General features: G+C 63.6%; 18 protein-coding genes and 2 tRNA genes. 6 read left to right on the top strand and 14 right to left on the bottom strand.

The features are described 5' to 3' along the window. Positions 1-40: 40 nt before the first annotated feature. From cobS to cobM, 10 genes are read right to left on the bottom strand one after another with little or no spacing between them, the layout of a single operon-like run. Complete coding sequence (gene cobS, locus KTF55_RS06015) at positions 41-808, bottom strand: adenosylcobinamide-GDP ribazoletransferase (protein ID WP_217108431.1); 768 nt, start codon at positions 806-808, stop codon at positions 41-43. After that, entirely contained in the window at positions 805-1,347 is a 543-nt protein-coding gene (locus KTF55_RS06010) for a bifunctional adenosylcobinamide kinase/adenosylcobinamide-phosphate guanylyltransferase (protein ID WP_217108537.1), read from the bottom strand. The genes cobS and KTF55_RS06010 overlap by 4 nt, the downstream gene beginning before the upstream one ends. A 2-nt stretch (positions 1,348-1,349) precedes the next feature. Further along, a complete protein-coding gene (cobT, locus tag KTF55_RS06005) occupies positions 1,350-2,492 on the bottom strand; it encodes a nicotinate-nucleotide--dimethylbenzimidazole phosphoribosyltransferase (protein WP_217108433.1) in 1,143 nt (380 codons plus the stop codon). Then, positions 2,485-3,867, bottom strand: a complete 1,383-nt coding sequence (locus tag KTF55_RS06000; protein ID WP_226790734.1) for a cobyrinate a,c-diamide synthase — start codon at positions 3,865-3,867, stop codon at positions 2,485-2,487. Before KTF55_RS06000 ends, cobT begins: the two co-directional genes overlap by 8 nt. Then, positions 3,864-5,111: a precorrin-6y C5,15-methyltransferase (decarboxylating) subunit CbiE gene (gene cbiE, locus KTF55_RS05995; RefSeq protein ID WP_217108434.1), complete on the bottom strand. Its 1,248-nt coding sequence runs from the start codon at positions 5,109-5,111 to the stop codon at positions 3,864-3,866. Before cbiE ends, KTF55_RS06000 begins: the two co-directional genes overlap by 4 nt. Continuing rightward, positions 5,099-5,842: a precorrin-3B C(17)-methyltransferase gene (cobJ, locus tag KTF55_RS05990; protein WP_217108435.1), complete on the bottom strand. Its 744-nt coding sequence runs from the start codon at positions 5,840-5,842 to the stop codon at positions 5,099-5,101. The genes cbiE and cobJ overlap by 13 nt, the downstream gene beginning before the upstream one ends. Continuing rightward, entirely contained in the window at positions 5,842-6,975 is a 1,134-nt protein-coding gene (locus tag KTF55_RS05985) for a cobalt-precorrin 5A hydrolase (protein WP_217108436.1), read from the bottom strand. Before KTF55_RS05985 ends, cobJ begins: the two co-directional genes overlap by 1 nt. Further along, positions 6,976-7,209 carry a hypothetical protein gene (locus tag KTF55_RS05980; protein WP_217108437.1) on the bottom strand — a complete coding sequence of 78 codons (234 nt, stop codon included), beginning with the start codon at positions 7,207-7,209 and terminating at the stop codon, positions 6,976-6,978. It abuts the gene before it with no gap. Further along, positions 7,202-8,386, bottom strand: a complete 1,185-nt coding sequence (gene cbiD / locus KTF55_RS05975) for a cobalt-precorrin-5B (C(1))-methyltransferase CbiD (RefSeq protein WP_217108438.1) — start codon at positions 8,384-8,386, stop codon at positions 7,202-7,204. The genes KTF55_RS05980 and cbiD overlap by 8 nt, the downstream gene beginning before the upstream one ends. A 1-nt stretch (position 8,387) precedes the next feature. Next, the gene (cobM, locus tag KTF55_RS05970) at positions 8,388-9,179 is read right to left on the bottom strand and encodes a precorrin-4 C(11)-methyltransferase (RefSeq protein WP_217108439.1); all 792 of its coding nucleotides are present in this window, start codon (positions 9,177-9,179) and stop codon (positions 8,388-8,390) included. Between the two features lie 458 nt (positions 9,180-9,637). On the opposite strand from cobM, the gene KTF55_RS05965 reads away from it, so the two are divergent. The 6 genes from KTF55_RS05965 to KTF55_RS05940 all read left to right on the top strand — a co-directional run bounded on the left by KTF55_RS05965 (position 9,638) and on the right by KTF55_RS05940 (position 16,700). Then, entirely contained in the window at positions 9,638-10,564 is a 927-nt protein-coding gene (locus tag KTF55_RS05965) for a sirohydrochlorin cobaltochelatase (protein ID WP_022094564.1), read from the top strand. A 144-nt stretch (positions 10,565-10,708) separates the two neighbouring features. Continuing rightward, positions 10,709-11,242 carry a hypothetical protein gene (locus KTF55_RS05960; protein WP_217108440.1) on the top strand — a complete coding sequence of 178 codons (534 nt, stop codon included), beginning with the start codon at positions 10,709-10,711 and terminating at the stop codon, positions 11,240-11,242. A gap of 4 nt (positions 11,243-11,246) precedes the next feature. Beyond that, positions 11,247-12,818 (top strand): ABC transporter substrate-binding protein, encoded by a 1,572-nt coding sequence (locus KTF55_RS05955; protein WP_217108441.1) that lies wholly within the window; start codon positions 11,247-11,249, stop codon positions 12,816-12,818. 22 nt (positions 12,819-12,840) lie between these two features. Continuing rightward, positions 12,841-13,863: an iron ABC transporter permease gene (locus KTF55_RS05950; protein ID WP_217108442.1), complete on the top strand. Its 1,023-nt coding sequence runs from the start codon at positions 12,841-12,843 to the stop codon at positions 13,861-13,863. A 12-nt stretch (positions 13,864-13,875) separates the two neighbouring features. Continuing rightward, entirely contained in the window at positions 13,876-15,078 is a 1,203-nt protein-coding gene (locus tag KTF55_RS05945) for an ABC transporter ATP-binding protein (protein WP_226790735.1), read from the top strand. Positions 15,079-15,266: 188 nt separating this feature from the next. Continuing rightward, positions 15,267-16,700 (top strand): radical SAM protein, encoded by a 1,434-nt coding sequence (locus KTF55_RS05940; protein ID WP_217108444.1) that lies wholly within the window; start codon positions 15,267-15,269, stop codon positions 16,698-16,700. Positions 16,701-16,888: 188 nt separating this feature from the next. Here KTF55_RS05940 and KTF55_RS05935 read toward each other — a convergent pair whose 3' ends face one another. From KTF55_RS05935 to KTF55_RS05920, 4 genes are all read right to left on the bottom strand, one after another. Next, positions 16,889-17,500 carry a TetR/AcrR family transcriptional regulator gene (locus KTF55_RS05935; RefSeq protein ID WP_217108445.1) on the bottom strand — a complete coding sequence of 204 codons (612 nt, stop codon included), beginning with the start codon at positions 17,498-17,500 and terminating at the stop codon, positions 16,889-16,891. 116 nt (positions 17,501-17,616) lie between these two features. Beyond that, positions 17,617-18,924 (bottom strand): lysylphosphatidylglycerol synthase transmembrane domain-containing protein, encoded by a 1,308-nt coding sequence (locus KTF55_RS05930; protein WP_217108446.1) that lies wholly within the window; start codon positions 18,922-18,924, stop codon positions 17,617-17,619. Between the two features lie 150 nt (positions 18,925-19,074). Next, a tRNA-Glu gene (locus KTF55_RS05925) sits at positions 19,075-19,151 on the bottom strand. Positions 19,152-19,173: 22 nt separating this feature from the next. Next, positions 19,174-19,250 (bottom strand) — tRNA-Glu (locus tag KTF55_RS05920). Between the last annotated feature and the right edge of the window lie 60 nt (positions 19,251-19,310).

Raw genomic sequence — 19,310 nt, 5'->3', positions numbered from 1 at the left:
AAGGTCCTCTTCCCCGAATGCACGCCACCTACCACGAGCCTCATAGGAGCATGCCCCCCGCCACCAGCATGGCAAGCATCGCGAGCTCGGCCCATTGCAGAAACCATCCGGCCAAATCCCCCGTCACCCCGCCGAAGCGGGACAGGGCAACATGGCGGTACCACGCGAGCGCCAAAAGCCCCGCCACCGCCATAAGGGCGCCGACGGCCCGAGCGCACGCGACCATCCCTGCAGCCGAAGCCGCAGCGAAAGCGCAAAGCGGCACGACGATCGCCGCGCGCTTCTTCGAAGGCGAGAGCCCCGCGGCCATACCGTCCGCCCGCGCGGCAGGCCAGCATTCCACGGCGAGCCCCGAAAGCGCGCGGGAGAACACGAGCGAGCACAGAAGCGCGAGGAACGCCCCCGTCGTAAGCGGCAGCGCGGTGAACAGGGAAAACTGCAGAATAAGGTACACGACAACACCGATAACCCCGAAGGCGCCCGCCCGCGGGTCGTGCATGATCTCGAGCTTTCGCTCGCGCGGGGCCCAACTTGCAAGCGCATCGGAGGTGTCGCAGAGCCCGTCTAGGTGGATGCCTCCCGTCACCGCCACAGGCAACGCCACGAGCACGGCCGCGACGATGGTCGCGGGCACGCCGAGCAGGTTCGCCACGTGCCCCCACGACGTCATGAGGAAGCCTTCCGCAACGCCCACCAGGGGAAACGCGGCAAGCGCATGGGTTGATCCGAAATCGGTCCAGGCCGATTTCGGGACGGGGATGCGCGAGAACGTTCCGAACGCCGCGCAGATTGCCTCTGCTATCTTCACCTTGTAGGTCCTTCGCCTTTCATCCACACGGGAATCCCGCATACCACTTCGACTGCGCGGTCGGCCAGCGCCGCCACGCCCGCGTTCACGCGCGCGAGCGCGCGCCTCCATGCCTCGGTCCCCTCATCGTAGCGCATCCCATCGGCGAACACGTCGACGGAGACCACCACCGTATACGCAGCGGCCTGAGCGAGCCGTTCGATGCCTCCGAGCACCTCGAGCGCCGCAGCGCCGGGGTCACGTGGGGACAAGCCGCCTTCCGCGAAAAGCTCGTTCGCAACCAGGTTGCCCACGTCCTCCAAAAGAAGCGTGCAGCCGCGCGGAAGCCCGGGCACTGCAGTGCCCACGTCACGCGTGCGCTCGAGGGTGGAAAAACACTTGCCCTCGCGCATCGCCCGATGGCGCGCGATACGGCGGGTGCCCTCTTCCCCGAAGGGCTCCATCGTTGCCAGGTACACGCGGGGGCCGTCGTGTCCGAGGCACAGGGACTCGGCATAGGCGCTCTTGCCGCTCGCGGCGGCGCCGATAACGAACGTCACCGTCATTTCCCGGCCTCGAAATGCTCGTAAGCAGCCATGCCAGTCGCCGTGAACGTCTTCCCATCCCGGTACACGCGCAGCGCCGAATCAAGAAGGGGCAGATACGCCATGGCGCCCGCGCCCTCGCCCAAGTGCATGCCTGCGTCGAGGGGTGCCTTTATGCCGAGCTCGCGAAGGAGCTCCTGGCTTGCGGGTTCGCTTGATGCGTGGGTGCCCACGAGGTAGCCCAAGGCGTTGGGGCACAGGCGCGCCGCGCACAGGGCCGCCGTGCAGGATATGACCCCGTCGAGGAGCGCCGGCGCCTTCGAGGCCGCGGCCCCCAGGTAGAAGCCGCACATCGCCGCGATGTCGAAGCCGCCCACCTTCGAGAGCACGTCGATCGGGTCGGCAGGATCGGGCGAGTTCGCGTCGATAGCGCGCTCGACCACGTCGCGCTTGCGCGCGAGCGAGGCGTCCGAGAGCCCCGCGCCGCGCCCGACGAGGCTCCGCGCGTCCGCCCGGATGAGCACTGCGGCCACCGCCGCCGAGGTGGTCGTGTTGCCGATGCCCATCTCGCCCGCGGCGAGAAGGCGCACGCCGGCGCGGACAAGCCCGCACGCGACGGCGATTCCGACATCGATCGCGCGCACGGCCTCATCGCGAGACATAGCGGAGCCGCGCGCGATGTTGCCGCTCCCCCGCCGTACGTTCGCGCGCACCATGCGCGCGTCTTCTATGCCCCGGGCCATACCCACGTCGACGGGCACGACCTCGGCACCCGCGAACGCCGCCATGCGACAGGCGCTCGTGGCCCCCTCGCACATGTTGCGCGCGACGGCTCGCGTCACGTCTTGCCCGCTTTGCGACACGCCTTCGGCAACGACCCCGTTGTCGGAGAAGAATACCGCGAGCGCACGGGGAAACTCGGCAACCTCGGCGCTCCCCTGAGCTGCGGCGATACACGCGACGGCGTCTTCAAAGTCGCCCAATCCCCCCAAGGGGTGCGCGATGGAGTCCCACGCGGCGTACGCGGCGGCGCGGGCGCACTCGTCTGCGGGCGCGATCCGGGAGAGAGCGGCTTCGAGCACGGCGCCCGGCGCCGACGAGAACGCGCGCTCGACTTCCTCGCGGATGCAGGCAAGCGCGGTTTCGGTTGCTTCAGCCATGCCGTCTCCTCTCTGCAAACGACGCTGCGGCAGACGCGAACGCGCGTGCAACGTCGGGGTTCGCAGGATAGTACACATGCGGGAAGCCCTCAACCAGGGACGGGGTGGTCGTCATGCACGGCCAGCCCTTGTCGCGCCGGGGCTTCTGCGCCCAGAAGTCGCCGCCCGGGCAGGTGGACTGCCAGTAGTGGAACTCGTGCGCGCGGATGCGTGTGCCGCGCGGCCCGTAGAGCCCGTCGCGTTGGGAAGTGAGCTCCACGTACCCGAAATGGGACAGCCTTCCCCCGTTCTCGCTTGCGCCCTCAAGAGCGCCCGCAACAGGCCAGCGCCGCCCCTCGCTATCGGCGATTTCGCGCTGCAGATACAGAAACCCACCGCATTCGGCGACCGTCGGCATGCCGGATTCCACCGCGCGCCGCACCGCCTCGCGCATCGGTGCGTTCTCGGAGAGCTGCCGTACATGGAGCTCCGGGTAGCCGCCCCCCAGATAGAGGGCGCTTGTCCCCAGGGGCAACTCGCTATCACACAGGGGGCTGAAAAAGGCCAGCTCGCAACCCAGGTCCTCGAGCGCGCGCAGGTTTTCCTCGTAGTAGAACGAGAATGCCTCGTCACGCGCGACGGCGATGATGGGCCGCGCTCCCGCGATCGGCTCCAACCGGTAAGGATCCTCGCGGATATCGGGTGCCGTCGCCGCTATTTCGAGCAAGCGGTCGACGTCGACGCTCTTTTCCACCAGCTCGGCCATCTTGTCGATGCGCGCGGAGAGCTGCTTGACTTCGTCGGCGGTCACAAGCCCCAGATGCCGGCTTTCGAGCGAGAACGCCTCGTCGGCGGGGATATTACCCAAAACCGCGACGCCCGTGTGCTTCTCGATCGCAGGCTTCGCGTAGGCGCAGGCAGCGGCGCTCGTCTTGTTCAGCACGACGCCGCGCACGTTCGCACAAGGCAGGAACTCGGCGATGCCGCGGATTACGGCGGCGAGCGATAAAGACGCCCCGCGCCCGTTCACCACTAAAACGACCGGCGTTTCCGTGTCTCGCGCAACCTGGTAGCTGCTCGCATCGGCCACGCCGGGCGCCATGCCGTCGTAGAAGCCCATGACCCCCTCGAGCACCGCGACATCCGCGCCCGCAGCGCCGCGTGCGAGCAGGGCGCGCAGCGTCGGGGCGTCGGTGAAGAAGCCGTCTAAGTTGCCCGAGCGCGCACCCACGACGCGGCGATGAAAGAGCGGGTCAATGTAGTCGGGGCCGCATTTGAAGGCCGCGCATGCGAGGCCGCGGTGCGCGAGCGCGCGCAGGAGCGCGCACGTAACGACCGTCTTGCCGCTCCCGCTCGAGGGCGCAGCGACCATGAAGCGCGGGATGGTCGTGCTCACCGGACGCCGCCTTCCCCACCTGCACCACGCGCACTGACGAGGAACACGGGGTTTTGCGCCTTCATAAGATGGTGCGAGCCTACAGCCTCGGCGCGGGCGGCCGACACCTGGCACGCCTCGAACCCCTTAAAGCGCGAACCCGAGAGGAGCGTGCACGCCTCGGTGAGCGTCTCAACGGTGACGCATGGCACGCACAGGCGAACCTGCGAGTTCTTCTCGAGCGCCGCCTCCACGATGGAGGGAAGCTCGCCCGCGCTCCCGCCGACGAACACGGCGTCGGGGACGGGCAGTTTCGCAAGCGCTTCGGGTGCGACACCGGGGACCGCATGCACGTTACCGCACCCGAATGCATCCGCGTTCTCTCGGATGAGCCGAACGCCGGTCGCGTTGCGCTCGACCGCCCATACCGACCCCGCTCGCGCCACGAGCGCCGCCTCGATCGACACGCTCCCCGTGCCGGCGCCGACGTCCCACACGGTGTCGGTTGCGGTAAGGCGCAGCTTCGCGAGCGCGACGGCGCGCACCTCCTGCTTGGTCATGGGAACGTCGCCGCGGATGAAGAGCTCGTCGGGAATGCCCGAGGAAGCGTACGGCCAGCGGGAGCTCGCGGCGCCGCCTGCGAACTCGATAAGCATCACGTTCAAGTCGTCGAACGTCTGACCTGCAATTTCACTTGCGGTCGCGCAGGTGATGCGCTCGTCGGGGTACGACAGGCGCTCGGCCACCGTCACGCGCGCGTCCCCGAAGCCCGCCTGCACAAGCACGCCCGAAAGCCGCGAGGGGTCTTCCCCGCCCGACGTGACGAGGAAGAGCTCACCTGCGCGCTCGGCCTCGGCCGCGATGTCGCACGCCACGCCGTGAGCGCTCGCGAAGCGCCAATCCTGCCATGGACGCGCGAGGCGCGCGGCGAGATACGACGCTGAGCTTATGCCGGGAATGACGCGCACGTCCACCTGCGCGTCGCCGGAGAGCGCCTCCACCAGGCGGCGTGCGCCGCTGAACAGCCCCACATCGCCCGTCATCACGACCACGGCGCGCTGCCACGACGCCGCATCGGTGAGCTCGGCAACGATGTCCGCCGTCTTCACGAGCTCGCATCTCACCACGTCGGGCGGCACGTCGATGCCGGCAAGCGCGCGATGAGCGCCGATGACCACGTCGGCGATGTCGATCGCGTCGAGCGCCGCGCGCGAGAGCAAGTCGGGGTTTCCGGGGCCCGCCCCGATGATCGTTACCTTTCGCATGGAATCTCCCGATACCCGCGCGGCGTGACCATACGGCCGCCCACGCGCTTCGTGTCCGCGTTGCCGACGAACACGGTGGTGAACATGTCGGCGTCGAACTCCCCCAGCTCGGAGAGCCTGCACATGCCCGACTGCTGCCCCTCGCGCCCGATGTTGCGTACCCAGCCGCAGAGCGTGTCGGGGGCCTTCCATTCGAGCATAATCTTTGCCGCGCGCGAGAGCCTGTCGGCGCGCTTTCTGCTGCGCGGGTTGTACAAACAGATGCAGAAGTCGGCGCTCGCCACGGCGGCGAGCCTGCGCTCGATGACCTCCCACGGCGTGAGAAGGTCGGAGAGCGACACGACCGCGAAGTCGTGGGCAAGCGGGGCGCCGAGCACCGCCGACCCGCTCTGAGCCGCGGTGGCCCCGGCGATAACTTCCACGTCTACATCGGGGTAGTCCTCCGCAAGCTCCAGCACGGGGCTCGCCATGCCATACACGCCCGCGTCACCGCTGCACACGAGCGCCACGGCTTCTCCGCTCTGCGCGCGCGAAAGCGCCAGGCGGCACCGTTCGACCTCGTGCATCATCGGCGTCGCGAGATGCGCCGCGTCGGGCACGGCGGCGAGCGCGAGCTCCACGTATTTCGTGTACCCCACAACGATGTCGGCCGTCTCGAGCGCGCGCCGAGCCGCAATCGTCATGCCGTCGGGGCCGCCCGGGCCGATCCCCACCACGAAGAGCTTTCCCATCACCGCTCCTTAAACGAAAGTTCGATAGTTACCTTGGAAAACGCGACGGTCACGCCGCCGTGAGCGAGCTTCGGGAAGATAAGTTTGCCCCCGTCCGCGAGCGCCGCGCGCTCGCACACGTTGTCGACCCCCACCGTCGCGCGCACGAAATCAGATGGCGAAACGCTGCCTTCGACCTGCGACAACTCCTCTGCGGAATACGTCGCGAGCGGGATATTGCGCGCGCGGCAGAAGGCGAGCAGACCCTCCTCGTGCGCCTTCACGTCGATCGTCGCCGCCTCGCGCACGGCCGAAGGCGAGATACCCGCCTGCCCGCACGCGAGAAGAAACGCCTCCTCGATCGCTTCGGCGCACGCACCGCGACGGCACCCAATGCCCGCAACGATGCAGGGCACGACAAGGCGAAGCGGCTCGGGCGCAGGCGCCTGCGCCCGCACGCCCGCCGGCTTCCCCGTCTCACCGGCGGGCACGACCTTGCCCGTTGTCTCCGCCGCGCGAACGGACGCACCTGCATTCGCGCCAGCAAACGGCGACACGACGATATCGGCCCGAGCGCGGTCGGACGCAATGTCAACCCCCTCAGGCGGCTGTCCCGAAATCGGCATGTCGGAATAGAGCGCCACGCGCCCGCCCGAAAGCAGCCGCGCCGACACTCGCTTGATGGCCTCGGGATTCGAAACGGCGAGCCCCGCACAGCGCGCCCACGTATCCACCGCCCACACGCCGCGGACGTCGGTCGCCGTGGTGATGACGGGGATGGCTCCTGCCGCGCGTGCCACAGTTTGCGCAAGCTCGTTCGCACCGCCCAAATGCCCCGACAAAAGCGGGACAGCAAAGCGCCCCGCCTCATCGATCGCCACAACCGCGGGATCGTTTGTCTTCGAGGCGACATGCGGCGCGATCGCCCGCACGGCGATGCCCGCCGCGCCCACGAACAGAAGCGCGTCCGACGCTTCCCACGCGAGCGCCGTCCATGCGCGCAGGTCTGCCTTCCCCTCGCCGAACCCGCGCGAAACGGAAACGTCCCAGCCAGGGTCATCTTCACCTGTCTGCGCGCAATCGGAAAGCGCGCGTGCGGCGCGCTCCGCAAACGCATATCCCCTCTCGGTGAACGCTATGCAGGAAACCCTCATCTAGCGCACCACCATCGTCGAGAAGTAGCTGCCCCGATCGGGCACATCGTCGAGCGAGCGGTACACGCGCTCACCCGGAAGCCCACAATCCTCTACGAGCTCGGCGCCGTCGAAGGCGCCCTCCTCGCAAAGGATGCGCTTCGTGTCCGCAAGCGAGCGGCGCGCCTTCATGACCACCTTCGTCCCCGACCAGCCGATTGCGCGACGCACCCCGTACAGAACGCCTTTACTCATACGTCGCCCCCAATTCCCCGATAACTGCATCGGCGCCCGACGTGCGGAAAAGCTCGCGGCGCTCGGCGTCGAACACGACCGCGGCGATGTCGCATGCGCCCGCCGCGCGACGGCGCAACCTGTCCTCGATTGCCGCAGCGAGCGAGGCGCGTGCAGCGTCCCCCACGCCGGCGGCCTCGATTACCTCGAGCGCCGCCGTGGTCGTGACCGACGACATGATCTCGCGCACAGTCTTCGCGCCCGCGCCGGCCAAGGCCGCGTGGGCGGCCAGAATCTCCGCGCGGCAGTCGGCGGTACGCGAATGGGTGTCCATGATGCCGCCCGCGACCTTCACCAGCTTGCCGATGTGTCCCACAAGAAGGACATTGGTGAATCCCTCGCGAACGCAGCAATCAATCGCATCGCCCACAAAGTTGGAGATGAAGACCACCGGCGCACCGTTTAGGTGGAAATGCCCCGAGATGAACTGCCCGCCGTAGTTGCCGGGCGTGAGCACAACTCCGCGCCGCCCCATAGCCGCATGCTGCCGGATCTCGAGCTCGATGCTGTCGCGCAAGGCAGCGAGGCTGCGCGGCTCGACGATGCCCGTCGTGCCCAGGATGGAGATGCCGCCCTCTATCCCCAGGTGCGGATTGAAGGTCTTTTCGGCAAGGGAAACGCCCTCGGGTACCGAAATCGTCACAGCAATATTTCCAGAAAAGCCGTGCGCGGCGCACACCTCGCGCACCGCCGAAGTGATCATCGCGCGCGGCGTCGCGTTGATGGCGGCCGACCCCACCGGCTGCTCGAGCCCGGGCAACGTCACGCGCCCCACGCCCACGCCGCCATCGACGGAAACTTCCGATTCGCGCGTGGGCACGTCCTTGCTGCCCGCAGCGCCGGTGCCCGACCCCGCATGTTCCACGCGCGCGTACACGAGCACGCCGTCGGTCACATCGGCATCGTCGCCTGCGTCCTTTCGCACGGCACACTGGGCGCACCCCTCGCCGATAAATGCGTCGACCACGTCCGTCTCGACGGGCAGCCCGCCGGGCGTGACGATCGACACGCGGCCGGCGGGCTTTCGTGACAAGAGCATCTCGCAGGCGGCCTTCGCCGCGAGCGCGGCACAGCTCCCCGTCGTGTAGCCGCAGCGCAGGCGGGTCGTCCCGGTATATATGTAGTGCTCGAAGGCCACGCTAGCTGCTCGCCTTCCGATACCCCGTGGCAAACGAAGGGTCGTAAAGCTTGCTGCGCTCGTACGACTCCGCTTGCACGCCGTCGTGCGCAAGCCCGCCGCGAGCTCCGAGTACGCGGCCCACCACCACGAGCGCCGTGCGGTCGATGCCCTCTCGCGCGCCCGCATCGGCGAGCGTGCCCACTGTGCAGCGCACCACGCGCTCCTCAGGCCAGGTCGCCTTGTACACGAGCGCCGCCGGCTCGTCGGAGCTGCGGCCCGCGGCCAAAAGCTCGGCGGAAAGCTCGGCGAGCATACCCGAGCTCAGGAAGATGACCATAGTCGAGCCGCTTTCCGCCATGGTGCGCATGCCCTCGCCCGCGGGCATGGGGGTACGTCCGGAAAGCCGCGTGATCACGACCGACTGGCTGATTCCCGGCAGCGTGTATTCCTGGCGAAGCGCCGCCGCGGCACCGCAAAAGCTCGACACGCCGGGCACCACCTCGTAGTCCACGCCGCGCGCGTCGAGCGCGTCCATCTGCTCCTGGATGGCGCCGTACAGGCACGGGTCGCCCGTGTGCAGGCGCACCACTTCCTCGCCCCGCGCATCTGCCGCGCACATCACGTCGAGCACTTCCTCCAAGGTCATGTGCGCGCTGTCGTAGACGATGCAGGATTCCTTGCACTCAGCGAGCAGCTCGGGGTTCACAAGGCTTCCCGCCCAAACGACCACGTCGGCCGCGCGCAGAAGGCGCGCCCCGCGCAGCGTGATAAGGTCGGCGGCGCCCGAGCCTGCGCCAACGATATGAATCATCCGAGCCTTCCCTTCCCGTTTCTCATCGCAACCGTTTACGCCGCCATTCGCGCAGCGGGCAAAACACGGCGCCTGCGGCGGCAATCGGCGCAAATACGCAGGCAGGAGGCGCAATGCCGCCCGCCCTGGCTTTGACACGTTCACAAGTGCCCACTATCATAGTAAAAGATTCGGCAACGAGCATATGACAATCGGATAAAAGGAAATGACCGGCGCGGCGCCCGCACAGCCCGCGCTGGCTTGCGGAGGGAACCAGGTGGGAATCCTGGGCAAGGGACATTACTGTATAGGACGCACGGGCGAACCGCCTCGCGCCCCAAGCCAGACTGCTTCGCCTTTTCCTCACGGCATCGCCGTGGCGTTAGCTCCTTGTGAACCCCGAGGGGTGCGCTTTTCTTTCGCTTGTGCCGACAAGCAACTGTCGCCGGTGGACCGGCAAACCGAGGAAAGGAAAAACCATGTCCGACCAGATGTCACGCCGCGGCTTCATGGGCGCCGCAGCAACCGGAGCCGTCGCGCTCGCCGGAGTCGCGCTCGCGGGCTGCTCCAACACCTCCGCGAGTTCCGAGAAATCGAGTGAAAAGGAGAAGGCCGTGAAGCCGGTCATCCTCGTCACGAGCTTCGGCACGAGCTACAACGACTCGCGCCACATCACCATCGGCGCCATCGAAGACGCTATCCGCGAGAAGTACTGGCAGGACTACGACATCCGCCGCGCCTTCACCGCGCAGATCATCATCGACAAGCTGAAGAAGCGCGACGGCATCACGATCGACAACATGACCGAGGCGCTCGACCGCTGCGTGGAAGACGGCGTGAAGGAAATCGTCGTGCAGCCGACGCATCTCATGGGTGGCCTGGAATACACCGACGTGAAAGACGAGCTCGACAAGTACGCCGACAAGTTCGACAAAATCTCGCTCGGCGACCCGCTGCTCACCTCCGACGACGACTACAAGAAGGTGGCCGCAGCCATAAAGGAGAACATGGCGTCCTTCGACGACGGCAAGACGGCGCTGTGCCTCATGGGCCACGGCACCGAAGCCGATTCCAACGCCGACTATGCCAAGATGCAGGAAGTGTTTAAGAACGAGGGCTTGACGCAGTTCTTCGTCGGCACCGTCGAGGCTGAACCGACCTGCGAGGATGTTATCGCCGCCGCGAGCGCCGCAGGCTACAAGAAGGCCGTGCTCGCGCCGTTCATGGTGGTCGCGGGCGACCACGCGAACAACGACATGGCAGACGAGACCGACCCCGACAGCTGGGCTGCGAAGTTCGTGGCCGCCGGCTTCGAAGTGACGTGCCTGCTCCAGGGTCTGGGACAGAACGTCGCGGTCGACGACATCTACGTCTCGCACGTGGACGACGCCATCGCCAAGCTGTAAACTCGCCGCGCACGGGGGCGCCGGTCGCGTCCCCGTGCAACGGGCATGCGCCTTCCCCGACTGACGGCGCATGCCCGTTGCATTCGCATCCCGCCCGCCCACCGCACGGCGCGGGCGGTCGAAGCGATTGAAAGGAACCCCTCCATGTTGAAGAAAACCCTCGCCTTCGCCCTGTCGGCGGCGCTTTTCGCGTTCTCGCTCGCCGGCTGCGGCGGAAATTCAATCGACAGCGCAAAGGCAAGCGATGCCGATTCCCAGGAAAAGACCGAACAGGTGGCCGATGCGCCCGAGGGCGCAAGCGCTGCCCCCATCACCGCCGACAAGGTGGCCGACGGCACCTATCCGATCACCGTAGATTCCAGCTCGAGCATGTTCAGGATTGTGGACGCCCAGCTCATCGTGGAAAACGGCTCCATGCACTGCGTGATGACACTTTCCGGCACGGGCTACGGCAAGCTCTTCATGGGCACGGGCGACGAGGCTGCCGCCGCGAGCGAGGCCGACTTCATCCCCTATGCGGAAAACGCGGAAGGCAAGTACACCTACGACGTGCCCGTCGAAGCGCTCGACGAGGACACCGCCTGTGCCGCGTGGAGTATTAGAAAAGAGCGGTGGTACGACCGCACGCTCGTGTTCAAATCCGCCGGCGTCGATCTGCGCGCCGACGCACTGAAGTAACACCATGCGGTCGATTCTTCCCAAGGGGGAAAGCAGGAAGCGTCGCAGCATCGCGGTGCGCGTGATCGCCTGCATTCTCGTCGCCCTGCTCGCGCTTCCTTTCGCGGGGTGCAGTGCGAGCCCGAACGCGACCGGTGGCACGGCAGGCTCTCAGGAATACACTGTGAGCGTCTCGCTTTCCGGCGGGTCAGGGCGCGCAAGCATCGCCTCACCCACCACAATTGTGAAGGATGGCGACACCTACACCGCGACCATCACCTGGTCGAGTTCGAACTACGACAAGATGACCGTCAACGGCGTGGACTACGCGCCCGTAAACGACGACGGCAGCTCCACGTTCGAGATACCCGTCACGCTCGACGAGGACATGGCCGTGTCGGCCGAGACCGTCGCCATGTCGACGCCGCACACCATCGACTACACGATCCACTTCGACTCATCCACCATGAAGGAGAAATCGGGCGACGATGCAAGCGGCGGCTCCCCTGCGGGAACGGCTTCAAGCGCCGCGGCCGACTTCCACAACGCAGATTTGGGCTGCGGCTGGGAGCCGACGGGGACGCTTCAGCTAGAATACGCCAAGCACTTCACTGTCGACGAGTTCGAAGGCGGCCTGCGGCTTATTTGCATTTCGAACGGGGAGCGCTTCCTCGTGGTACCGCAAGATGCGAAGGTACCTGATGGGTTGAGCTCCGACATCGCGGTAATAAGGCGTCCCGCCAACAAGGTGTACCTCGTGTCGTCGGCGACGATGTGCCTGGTCGACGCGCTCGATGCGAACGACAACATCCTCATGTCGGGCACGAAGGCCGACGATTGCTCGGTCGCGGGCTTCAAAAGCGCGCTCGAAAGTGGGGCGATCGCCTACGGCGGCAAGTACAGCGCGCCCGACTACGAGCGAATATCGGCCTCGGGCTGCACGCTCGCCATCGAGAACACCATGATCAACCACACGCCCGATGTGAAGGAAAAGCTGCAGAAGCTCGGGCTCGTCGTGCTCACCGAACAGTCGTCGAGCGAGCCCGAAGCACTCGGGCGCGTCGAGTGGATTAAGCTTTTCGGCGTCCTGTTCGACAAGGAAGACGAGGCCGCACACCTGTTCAACGAGCAGAAGGCCCGCGTCGAGCAAACGTCGGGGCTCGCGTCGTCAGGTAAAACCGTGGCGTATTTCTACATTAACTCGAACGGGGCCGCCGTCACGCGGCGGGCGGGCGACTACGTGGCGCAGATGATCGAGCTTGCAGGCGGCAACTACGCGCTCGATGACGCGCAGACGGCGTCGACGTCAGGTTCGTCAGTAACGCTCGAAATGGAGCGCTTCTACGAGACGGCGAAGGATGCCGACATCATCGTCTACAACGGCACCATCGACGAATCGGTTGCCACCTTGAACGACTTCGTAAGCAAAAGCGCGCTATTGTCGCAGTTCAAAGCCGTGAAGAACGGCAACGTCTGGGTCACATGCGCCGACATGTACCAGCAGATGACTTCTACCGCCGACATTATCGACGAGCTGCACGGGGCGTTCACCGGCGATGACGCGAGCGACTTCCATTATCTGAGGAAGCTTGGCTAGCGTCATGAGAAGCCGGCTTTCCATGACATACGACGAATCGGGGCGTGCCGCGCGGTGTCGCGTCGTGACGGCGCTGCTCGCTGTTGCCCTCATCGTGCTCGTCGGGGCCAACCTGTGCATCGGGAGTGTGCTTGTGCCCGCAGACCACATCCCCGGCATCCTTTCGGGCGGCGAGGCCAATTCCATGGAAAGCCAAGTCATCTGGGAGATTCGCCTGCCGCGCGTGCTTTCAGCCGTGCTTCTCGGCGGGGCACTTTCGCTCTCCGGGTTCCTGCTGCAGACGTTTTTCAACAACCCCATCGCCGACCCGTTCATCTTGGGCGTCTCCTCGGGCGCAAAGTTCGTCGTCGCGCTTACGATGATCGTGCTTCTGGGCGCGAACCAGGCCATGTCCTCGCCGGCCATGGTGGCCGCAGCGTTTCTGGGATCGCTTATCACCATCGGCTTCGTGCTCCTCATCGCACGGCGCATAAGTTCCATGGCCATGCTCATCGTGGCGGGCGTCATGGTGGGATACATCTGCTCGGCGGCGACGAACTTTCTCATCGCCTTCGCCGACGACCAGTCCATCGTGAACCTGCACAACTGGTCTTTGGGTAGCTTCTCGGGTTCGAGCTGGGACGACATCGCGGTCATCGCGGTCGTGGTGATCACCGTGAGCGCATGCGTATTCGCGATATCGAAGCCCCTTTCCGCCTTCCAGCTGGGAGAAGCCTACGCGAAAAGCGTCGGCGTGAACGTCGCACGCTTCCGCGTGGTGCTCGTCCTTCTAGCGAGCATGCTCTCCGCCTGCGTGACCGCGTTCGCTGGTCCGGTGTCGTTCGTAGGCATCGCGGTTCCGCATCTCGTGAAGTCGGCGCTGAAGTCGTCGAAGCCCATCCGCGTGATTCCTGCGTGCTTCTTGGGAGGCGCCATCTTCTGCGCGGGTTGCGATTTGATCGCGCGCACGCTGTTCTCTCCCGTCGAGCTTTCCATCAGCGCCGTCACCGCCATCTTCGGTGCGCCGGTGGTTATCGCGCTCATGCTGAAGAAGCGGGTGAGGTAGATGGGGGAATTCGTGCCGCGGCCCAAAACGCTCGGAGGGGAGTCGAACCTCGAAACCCCGGTAAAAACGCAGGCTGACGGAGCGCCGCTTTTCCGCATAAGCGACCTGTCGGCGGGCTACGACAAGAAGGTCGTAGTCGAAGGCGTCGAGCTGGAGGTTCGCGCGGGCGACGTCGTGGCGCTCATCGGGCCGAACGGCTCGGGCAAGTCGACCATCTTGAAAACCATCACACGCCATCTGGTACCGCTTGCCGGCGCGGTCGAGCTCGACGGGCGGGAGATTTCCCGATGGAAGACGGCGGAGTTCGCAAGGAACCTTGCCGTTATGCTGACAGATCGACCCCGGACCGAGCTCCTCACCTGCCGCGATATCGTAGAGGCGGGAAGGCATCCCTACACCGGGCGAATGGGCACACTCTCGCCCGACGACCATAGTCGGGTCGACGAGGCCATGAAAACCGCACATGTGGAAGAGCTCGCCGAGCGCGACTTCATGCAGATAAGCGACGGGCAACGCCAGCGCGTCATGCTCGCACGAGCCATCGCGCAGGATCCGCGTGTGCTCGTGCTCGACGAGCCCACGTCGTATCTCGATATCCGCTACCAGATCGACCTGCTGCGAATACTTCGCCACCTTTCGAAATCGCGGAATGTGGCTGTCATCATGTCCATCCACGAACTCGAGCTCGCGCAGAAAAGCGCCGACAAGGTGATTTGCGTGAAGGACGGCCGGGTCTTCCGCGCCGGCGCACCCGAGGACATATTCACGCGCGAGACGATTGGCGAGCTCTACGGCCTTCAACATGGCACCTTCAACGAGAGCTTCGGCAGCGTGGAAATTGGGCGCCCACACGGCGATGCGCACACGTTCGTCATCGCCGGCGCAGGTACGGGGTCGGCTGTGTTTCGCCAGCTCATCCGGCAGGGCAAGGCGTTCTACGCGGGCGTTCTGCACGAAGGGGACATCGACTGCGAGCTCGCGCGCGACCTAGCGACGGAATGCGTGGCCGAGCGCGCCTTCGAGCCAATCGGGGATAAAACCATAGCCCGCGCCAAAGAGCTCCTCGTCCACTGCGCACGCCTTATCGTGTGCCCCGCCGCCTTCGGCACCATAAACGCCCGCAACGCAGAGCTCGTCGAGTTCGCACGCTCGCATGGTATCGAGGTCATGCGAGCGTGCGAAGGCGCATCGGAGGATTCCAATGGATACGCCTAGGCGCGGCCCAAGAAATCGTCCGCATCCCCATCTGACACTATTTCACCGCAACTTAGAAGGTGTCGGCGTATAACGCTTCACCCCAAATTAAATTGATTCGTTGAATAGACACATTACAAATCTTTAGACTTCGTTTAATCTACAAGTGGGTATTATCACACATTAAGCACACGTGAAAGGATATACCCATGTCGCTTACACAGTCAGCAGAGCGTGCAGCGCTTAACAAGCTCATCGATTATCTCGACGACAACCCGCAAGAAAACATCGACAAAATCATGGACCTCGTGAACAAGCTGGTCCCCAATCGCGTATTTCCTGTACAGCGAGAGGCATTCACCAATGTCATCAAGAGCCGCGGCAATTGGTATGATCTGATCATGCGTGTGTTCAGCCTTAATCCCCAGATGCGAACCAAGCTGCTTAAGACCCTCATTGTCGACGCCAACCTGCTTGCTTGGCCAGAGCAGGAAAAGAACCGCGAAAAGTACCAGTGCAACGTTCCGTGGGCCATCCTGCTCGATCCCACGAGCGCCTGCAACCTGCATTGCACGGGCTGCTGGGCCGCTGAGTACGGCTACAAGCAGAATCTCTCGTTCGAAGACATCGACTCTATCGTTACGCAGGGCAAAGAGCTCGGTACGCATATCTACATCTATACCGGCGGCGAGCCGCTCGTCCGCAAGCACGACCTGATCAGAATTTGCGAAAAACATCAGGACTGCGTGTTTCTCTGCTTTACCAACTCCACGCTGATCGACGAGGCCTTCTGCGACGATATGATTCGCGTAGGTAATTTTGTCCCCGCCATCAGCGCCGAGGGCAATGAGCACACCACCGACGCCCGTCGCGGCAAGGGTACCTACGCAAAGATCGAGCACGCAATGAAACTCCTGCGCGAGCGCGACTTGCCATTTGGTATCTCCACCTGTTGGACCAGCGCCAATGCCGATACGGTTGCTACCGAGGAGAACATGGACTGGATGATCGGCGAGGGAGCACTCTTCTGCTGGTACTTCCACTTTATGCCGGTTGGCCGCAATGCAACCTCCGAGCTCATGCCCACGCCCGAGCAGCGCGAGCACATGTATCACTTTATCCGCGAAATGCGTGAGAAGAAGCCGCTGTTTACGCTCGACTTCCAAAACGACGGCGAGTTTGTAGGCGGATGTATCGCCGGCGGCCGCCGCTACCTGCACATCAACGCCGCCGGAGACGTGGAGCCGTGCGTGTTCATCCACTACTCAAACGCCAACATCCACGATGTGAGCTTACTCGACGCGCTGCGCTCTCCCCTCTTTATGAAGTACTACGAGAACATGCCGTTCAACGACAACTACCTCAAGCCATGCCCCATGCTCGAGAATCCCGACGTGCTGCCCAAACTGATCGCCGAGAGTGGCGCAATGAGCACCGACCTAATCGAGAAGGAGTCACCCGAGCAACTGCGCGAAAAGACCCAGGCTGCCGCCGAGGCATGGTCACCTGTCGCCGACCGCATCTGGAACGACTCCGAAGATCCGTTATACGCCAAGCGTCACGAGGACAAGTCGCAGGGCATGGCCGATAGCGACATGCACAAGTTCGAAAAGCAGGGCCGCACGCTCAAAAACGGCGATTAATGCTGTTCTACACGGCAAACGCTCAGAAATGAAGCGGAGCAGTCTCGAGGCTCATCTTCGAGGCTGCTCCGCCTTACCATCAAAACAGTTTTACTAAGTTGCGGTGAAATAGGGACTAGATCGGCCTTCCAATAACCAAAACAATCCCTATTCCACCGCAACTTCTTTAAGTTGTTGAATTATCGATGCTATTCGAAGCGAGATTCCAGACTCGACAGGCCGTTGAGAGTCAGGTCGTTGGCGACCTCAGAGACGCGCTCAATAGGAACCGAGCCGTCAGACAGCGCCCACGTGCGATAGATACCGATAATACCTGACAGCAAAAACGCCAGATAGTAGTCGAACATCTCGTCCTTGAGACCTTGGGGCAGCAGATCGCGCTCGGCAATCTCGTGCTCGAGCGGTGCACGAAGACGAGCCATAAAATCATCGAGCGAAATGTTCTCGATCAACTGACGATTGAGCACGAGGTTGTTGCACAGCGCCTCGTTAACGGTTTTAAAGAAGGTCGCCGCCGCGCCAAGGGCGCGCTCGTTGGTGTCGCCGTCCATGGAAGCAAGCGTTTTCTCGACCGAGTCGACAATCATCTCCACAACATCGACGGCAATGGCATCGAGCAGGCCGTCAACCGTACCAAAGTGAACGTAAAAGGTCTTGCGGTCGACATTGGCCTCGCGCGCGATGGCACTCACCGTAATGTCTGCCAACGGCTTTTCCATGAGCAGGCGCTCGAAAGCGGAAAGGATGGCATTGCGGCTGCGAACGATGCGGCGGTCAAGACGCGGTTTGCTGGTTGCCATGGGCGTGTCCCTTCGATAAGAGGGCATTCATCAACAGATGAGAGATAATCTACGTAAGAGGATTATCCCCCATACAGCACAAATATGCCCCGCATCATGAAGAACGCACGACTACCCTACTTCGACTTAGGGTGCTTCTTCTTATTGAGTGCCGACGGAGATACGCGAATACCGTCGCCTGTCTGGCGCACATAGGTTTTATGAGCCGGCTTAGCGACCCCAGAAGCCTTCTGAGCGTGCTTCTTGGGGTCAACGGTAACAGCATTCGTGGGGTGCGGCTTAGTGGGCGCAGAGGGCGTCTGAGACGTGCGGCCGAGTTTGCGCATCACGCGATCCCAGCGCGCATGGATGCTCTCGTTGTGGGCGCTCTTAAGGCCCAGCAGGGGCGCAGCCAAAATGGTCGGCGCAATAAACGTAATGAGGCGCCACAGCAGATAGCCGGCGGTCGAAGCCGACCCAAAGAAATGACCCAAGAACAATGCAAAGCCGCCCTCAGCGCCACCAGTTCCACCGGGCAAGGGAACCGCAGAGCTCAGCAGCTGGACAAAGGCGCTCGCGGCCATGACCGAAAAAAAGTCGACCTCGTGGTGGCCAAAAGCAAGCATCAGGAAATACGGAACCAGATAGAAAAACGCAAGCTGCAGCATGGTGATAAACACGGTGAGCAGCATGGAAGAAAAATGTCCGGCCGAAAGCTTGAACTTCTCGGAGAAGGAGTAGATCTCGCCGTCGACAAACGTGCGCCATCCCTCGATCTTAGTGGCCGAGACACCTATGCGCTCGAGCCAATTGATGATGCAATGGGCGACGCGCGTGACGGTCTTAGGCATGAGCGCGACGGCGAAGATGCCCAGCAAGATGCAGCAGTGCCCGCCAAAGCTAAAGACGCACAGCAGCGTCATGTCGCCATAGCGCTCGGCAAAAAACGGCATGCGAGCAAGCAGTAGGATAGCGCCCCAGGCAACGAGGCCAAACTGGTACACGATAAAGCGCGTGAACTGCGTGGCGCCAGCCTCGCCGACATTTTGGCCCGCCTTGGTCAGGCGGTAGATCTGGGCAGGAGTCGAGCCCATCATCATGGGCGTCAGGTTGCCAAAGAAGATGCCACTCGCCTCGACCGAGATCAGGTCGCGGATGCCGACGGGTGAATTGGGGTCGAGCCAGACAGCGATCGCATAGGCCACAATGCCAAAGAACAGATACATGAACATGCAAAGACACGCGACAACGAGCCAAGACGCCTGGACGCTCGACATAGCGGCCCAAAACTGTCCCATCTGCCCGGTTACCACCAGATAGACGATATAACCAACCAGCACGACGCCGATAAAGATGGCGCCGCGGCGTGCACTCTTATTGTCATCTCCGCCCGAGGCCTCAACCTCGACCTGGGGCTTAGACGTATGCTGAGAGGACTCCGTCATGAGACTCCTTCTAACAATCAAAATATCTTGGATATTGTACCCGTAAGGGCCATAGACAGAACGCAAAGCTCTGGTTCAAACGGGAATTGCAGACGGTTGTTTGATAACAAAAAACCCGGACTTCCATGGGAAGTCCGGGTATCAGATGCGTGGTAGCCCGTACCAGATTCGAACTGGTGATCTCCGCCTTGAGAGGGCGGCGTCCTAAACCGCTAGACGAACGGGCCATAGAAATCAGCAGAAAAGAAGTGGTAGCCCGTACCAGATTCGAACTGGTGATCTCCGCCTTGAGAGGGCGGCGTCCTAAACCGCTAGACGAACGGGCCACATGACATCTGCACTGCCGTGCTGCGAGGAAATATATTACGGGACAAAAAACGTCAGCG

Source organism: Collinsella sp. MSK.8.10 (assembly GCF_019041915.1).
Classification (GTDB): Bacteria; Actinomycetota; Coriobacteriia; order Coriobacteriales; family Coriobacteriaceae; genus Collinsella.
The sequence above is the reverse complement of the archived record's forward strand: the minus strand, read 5'-3'. Positions and strand labels throughout refer to the sequence as shown.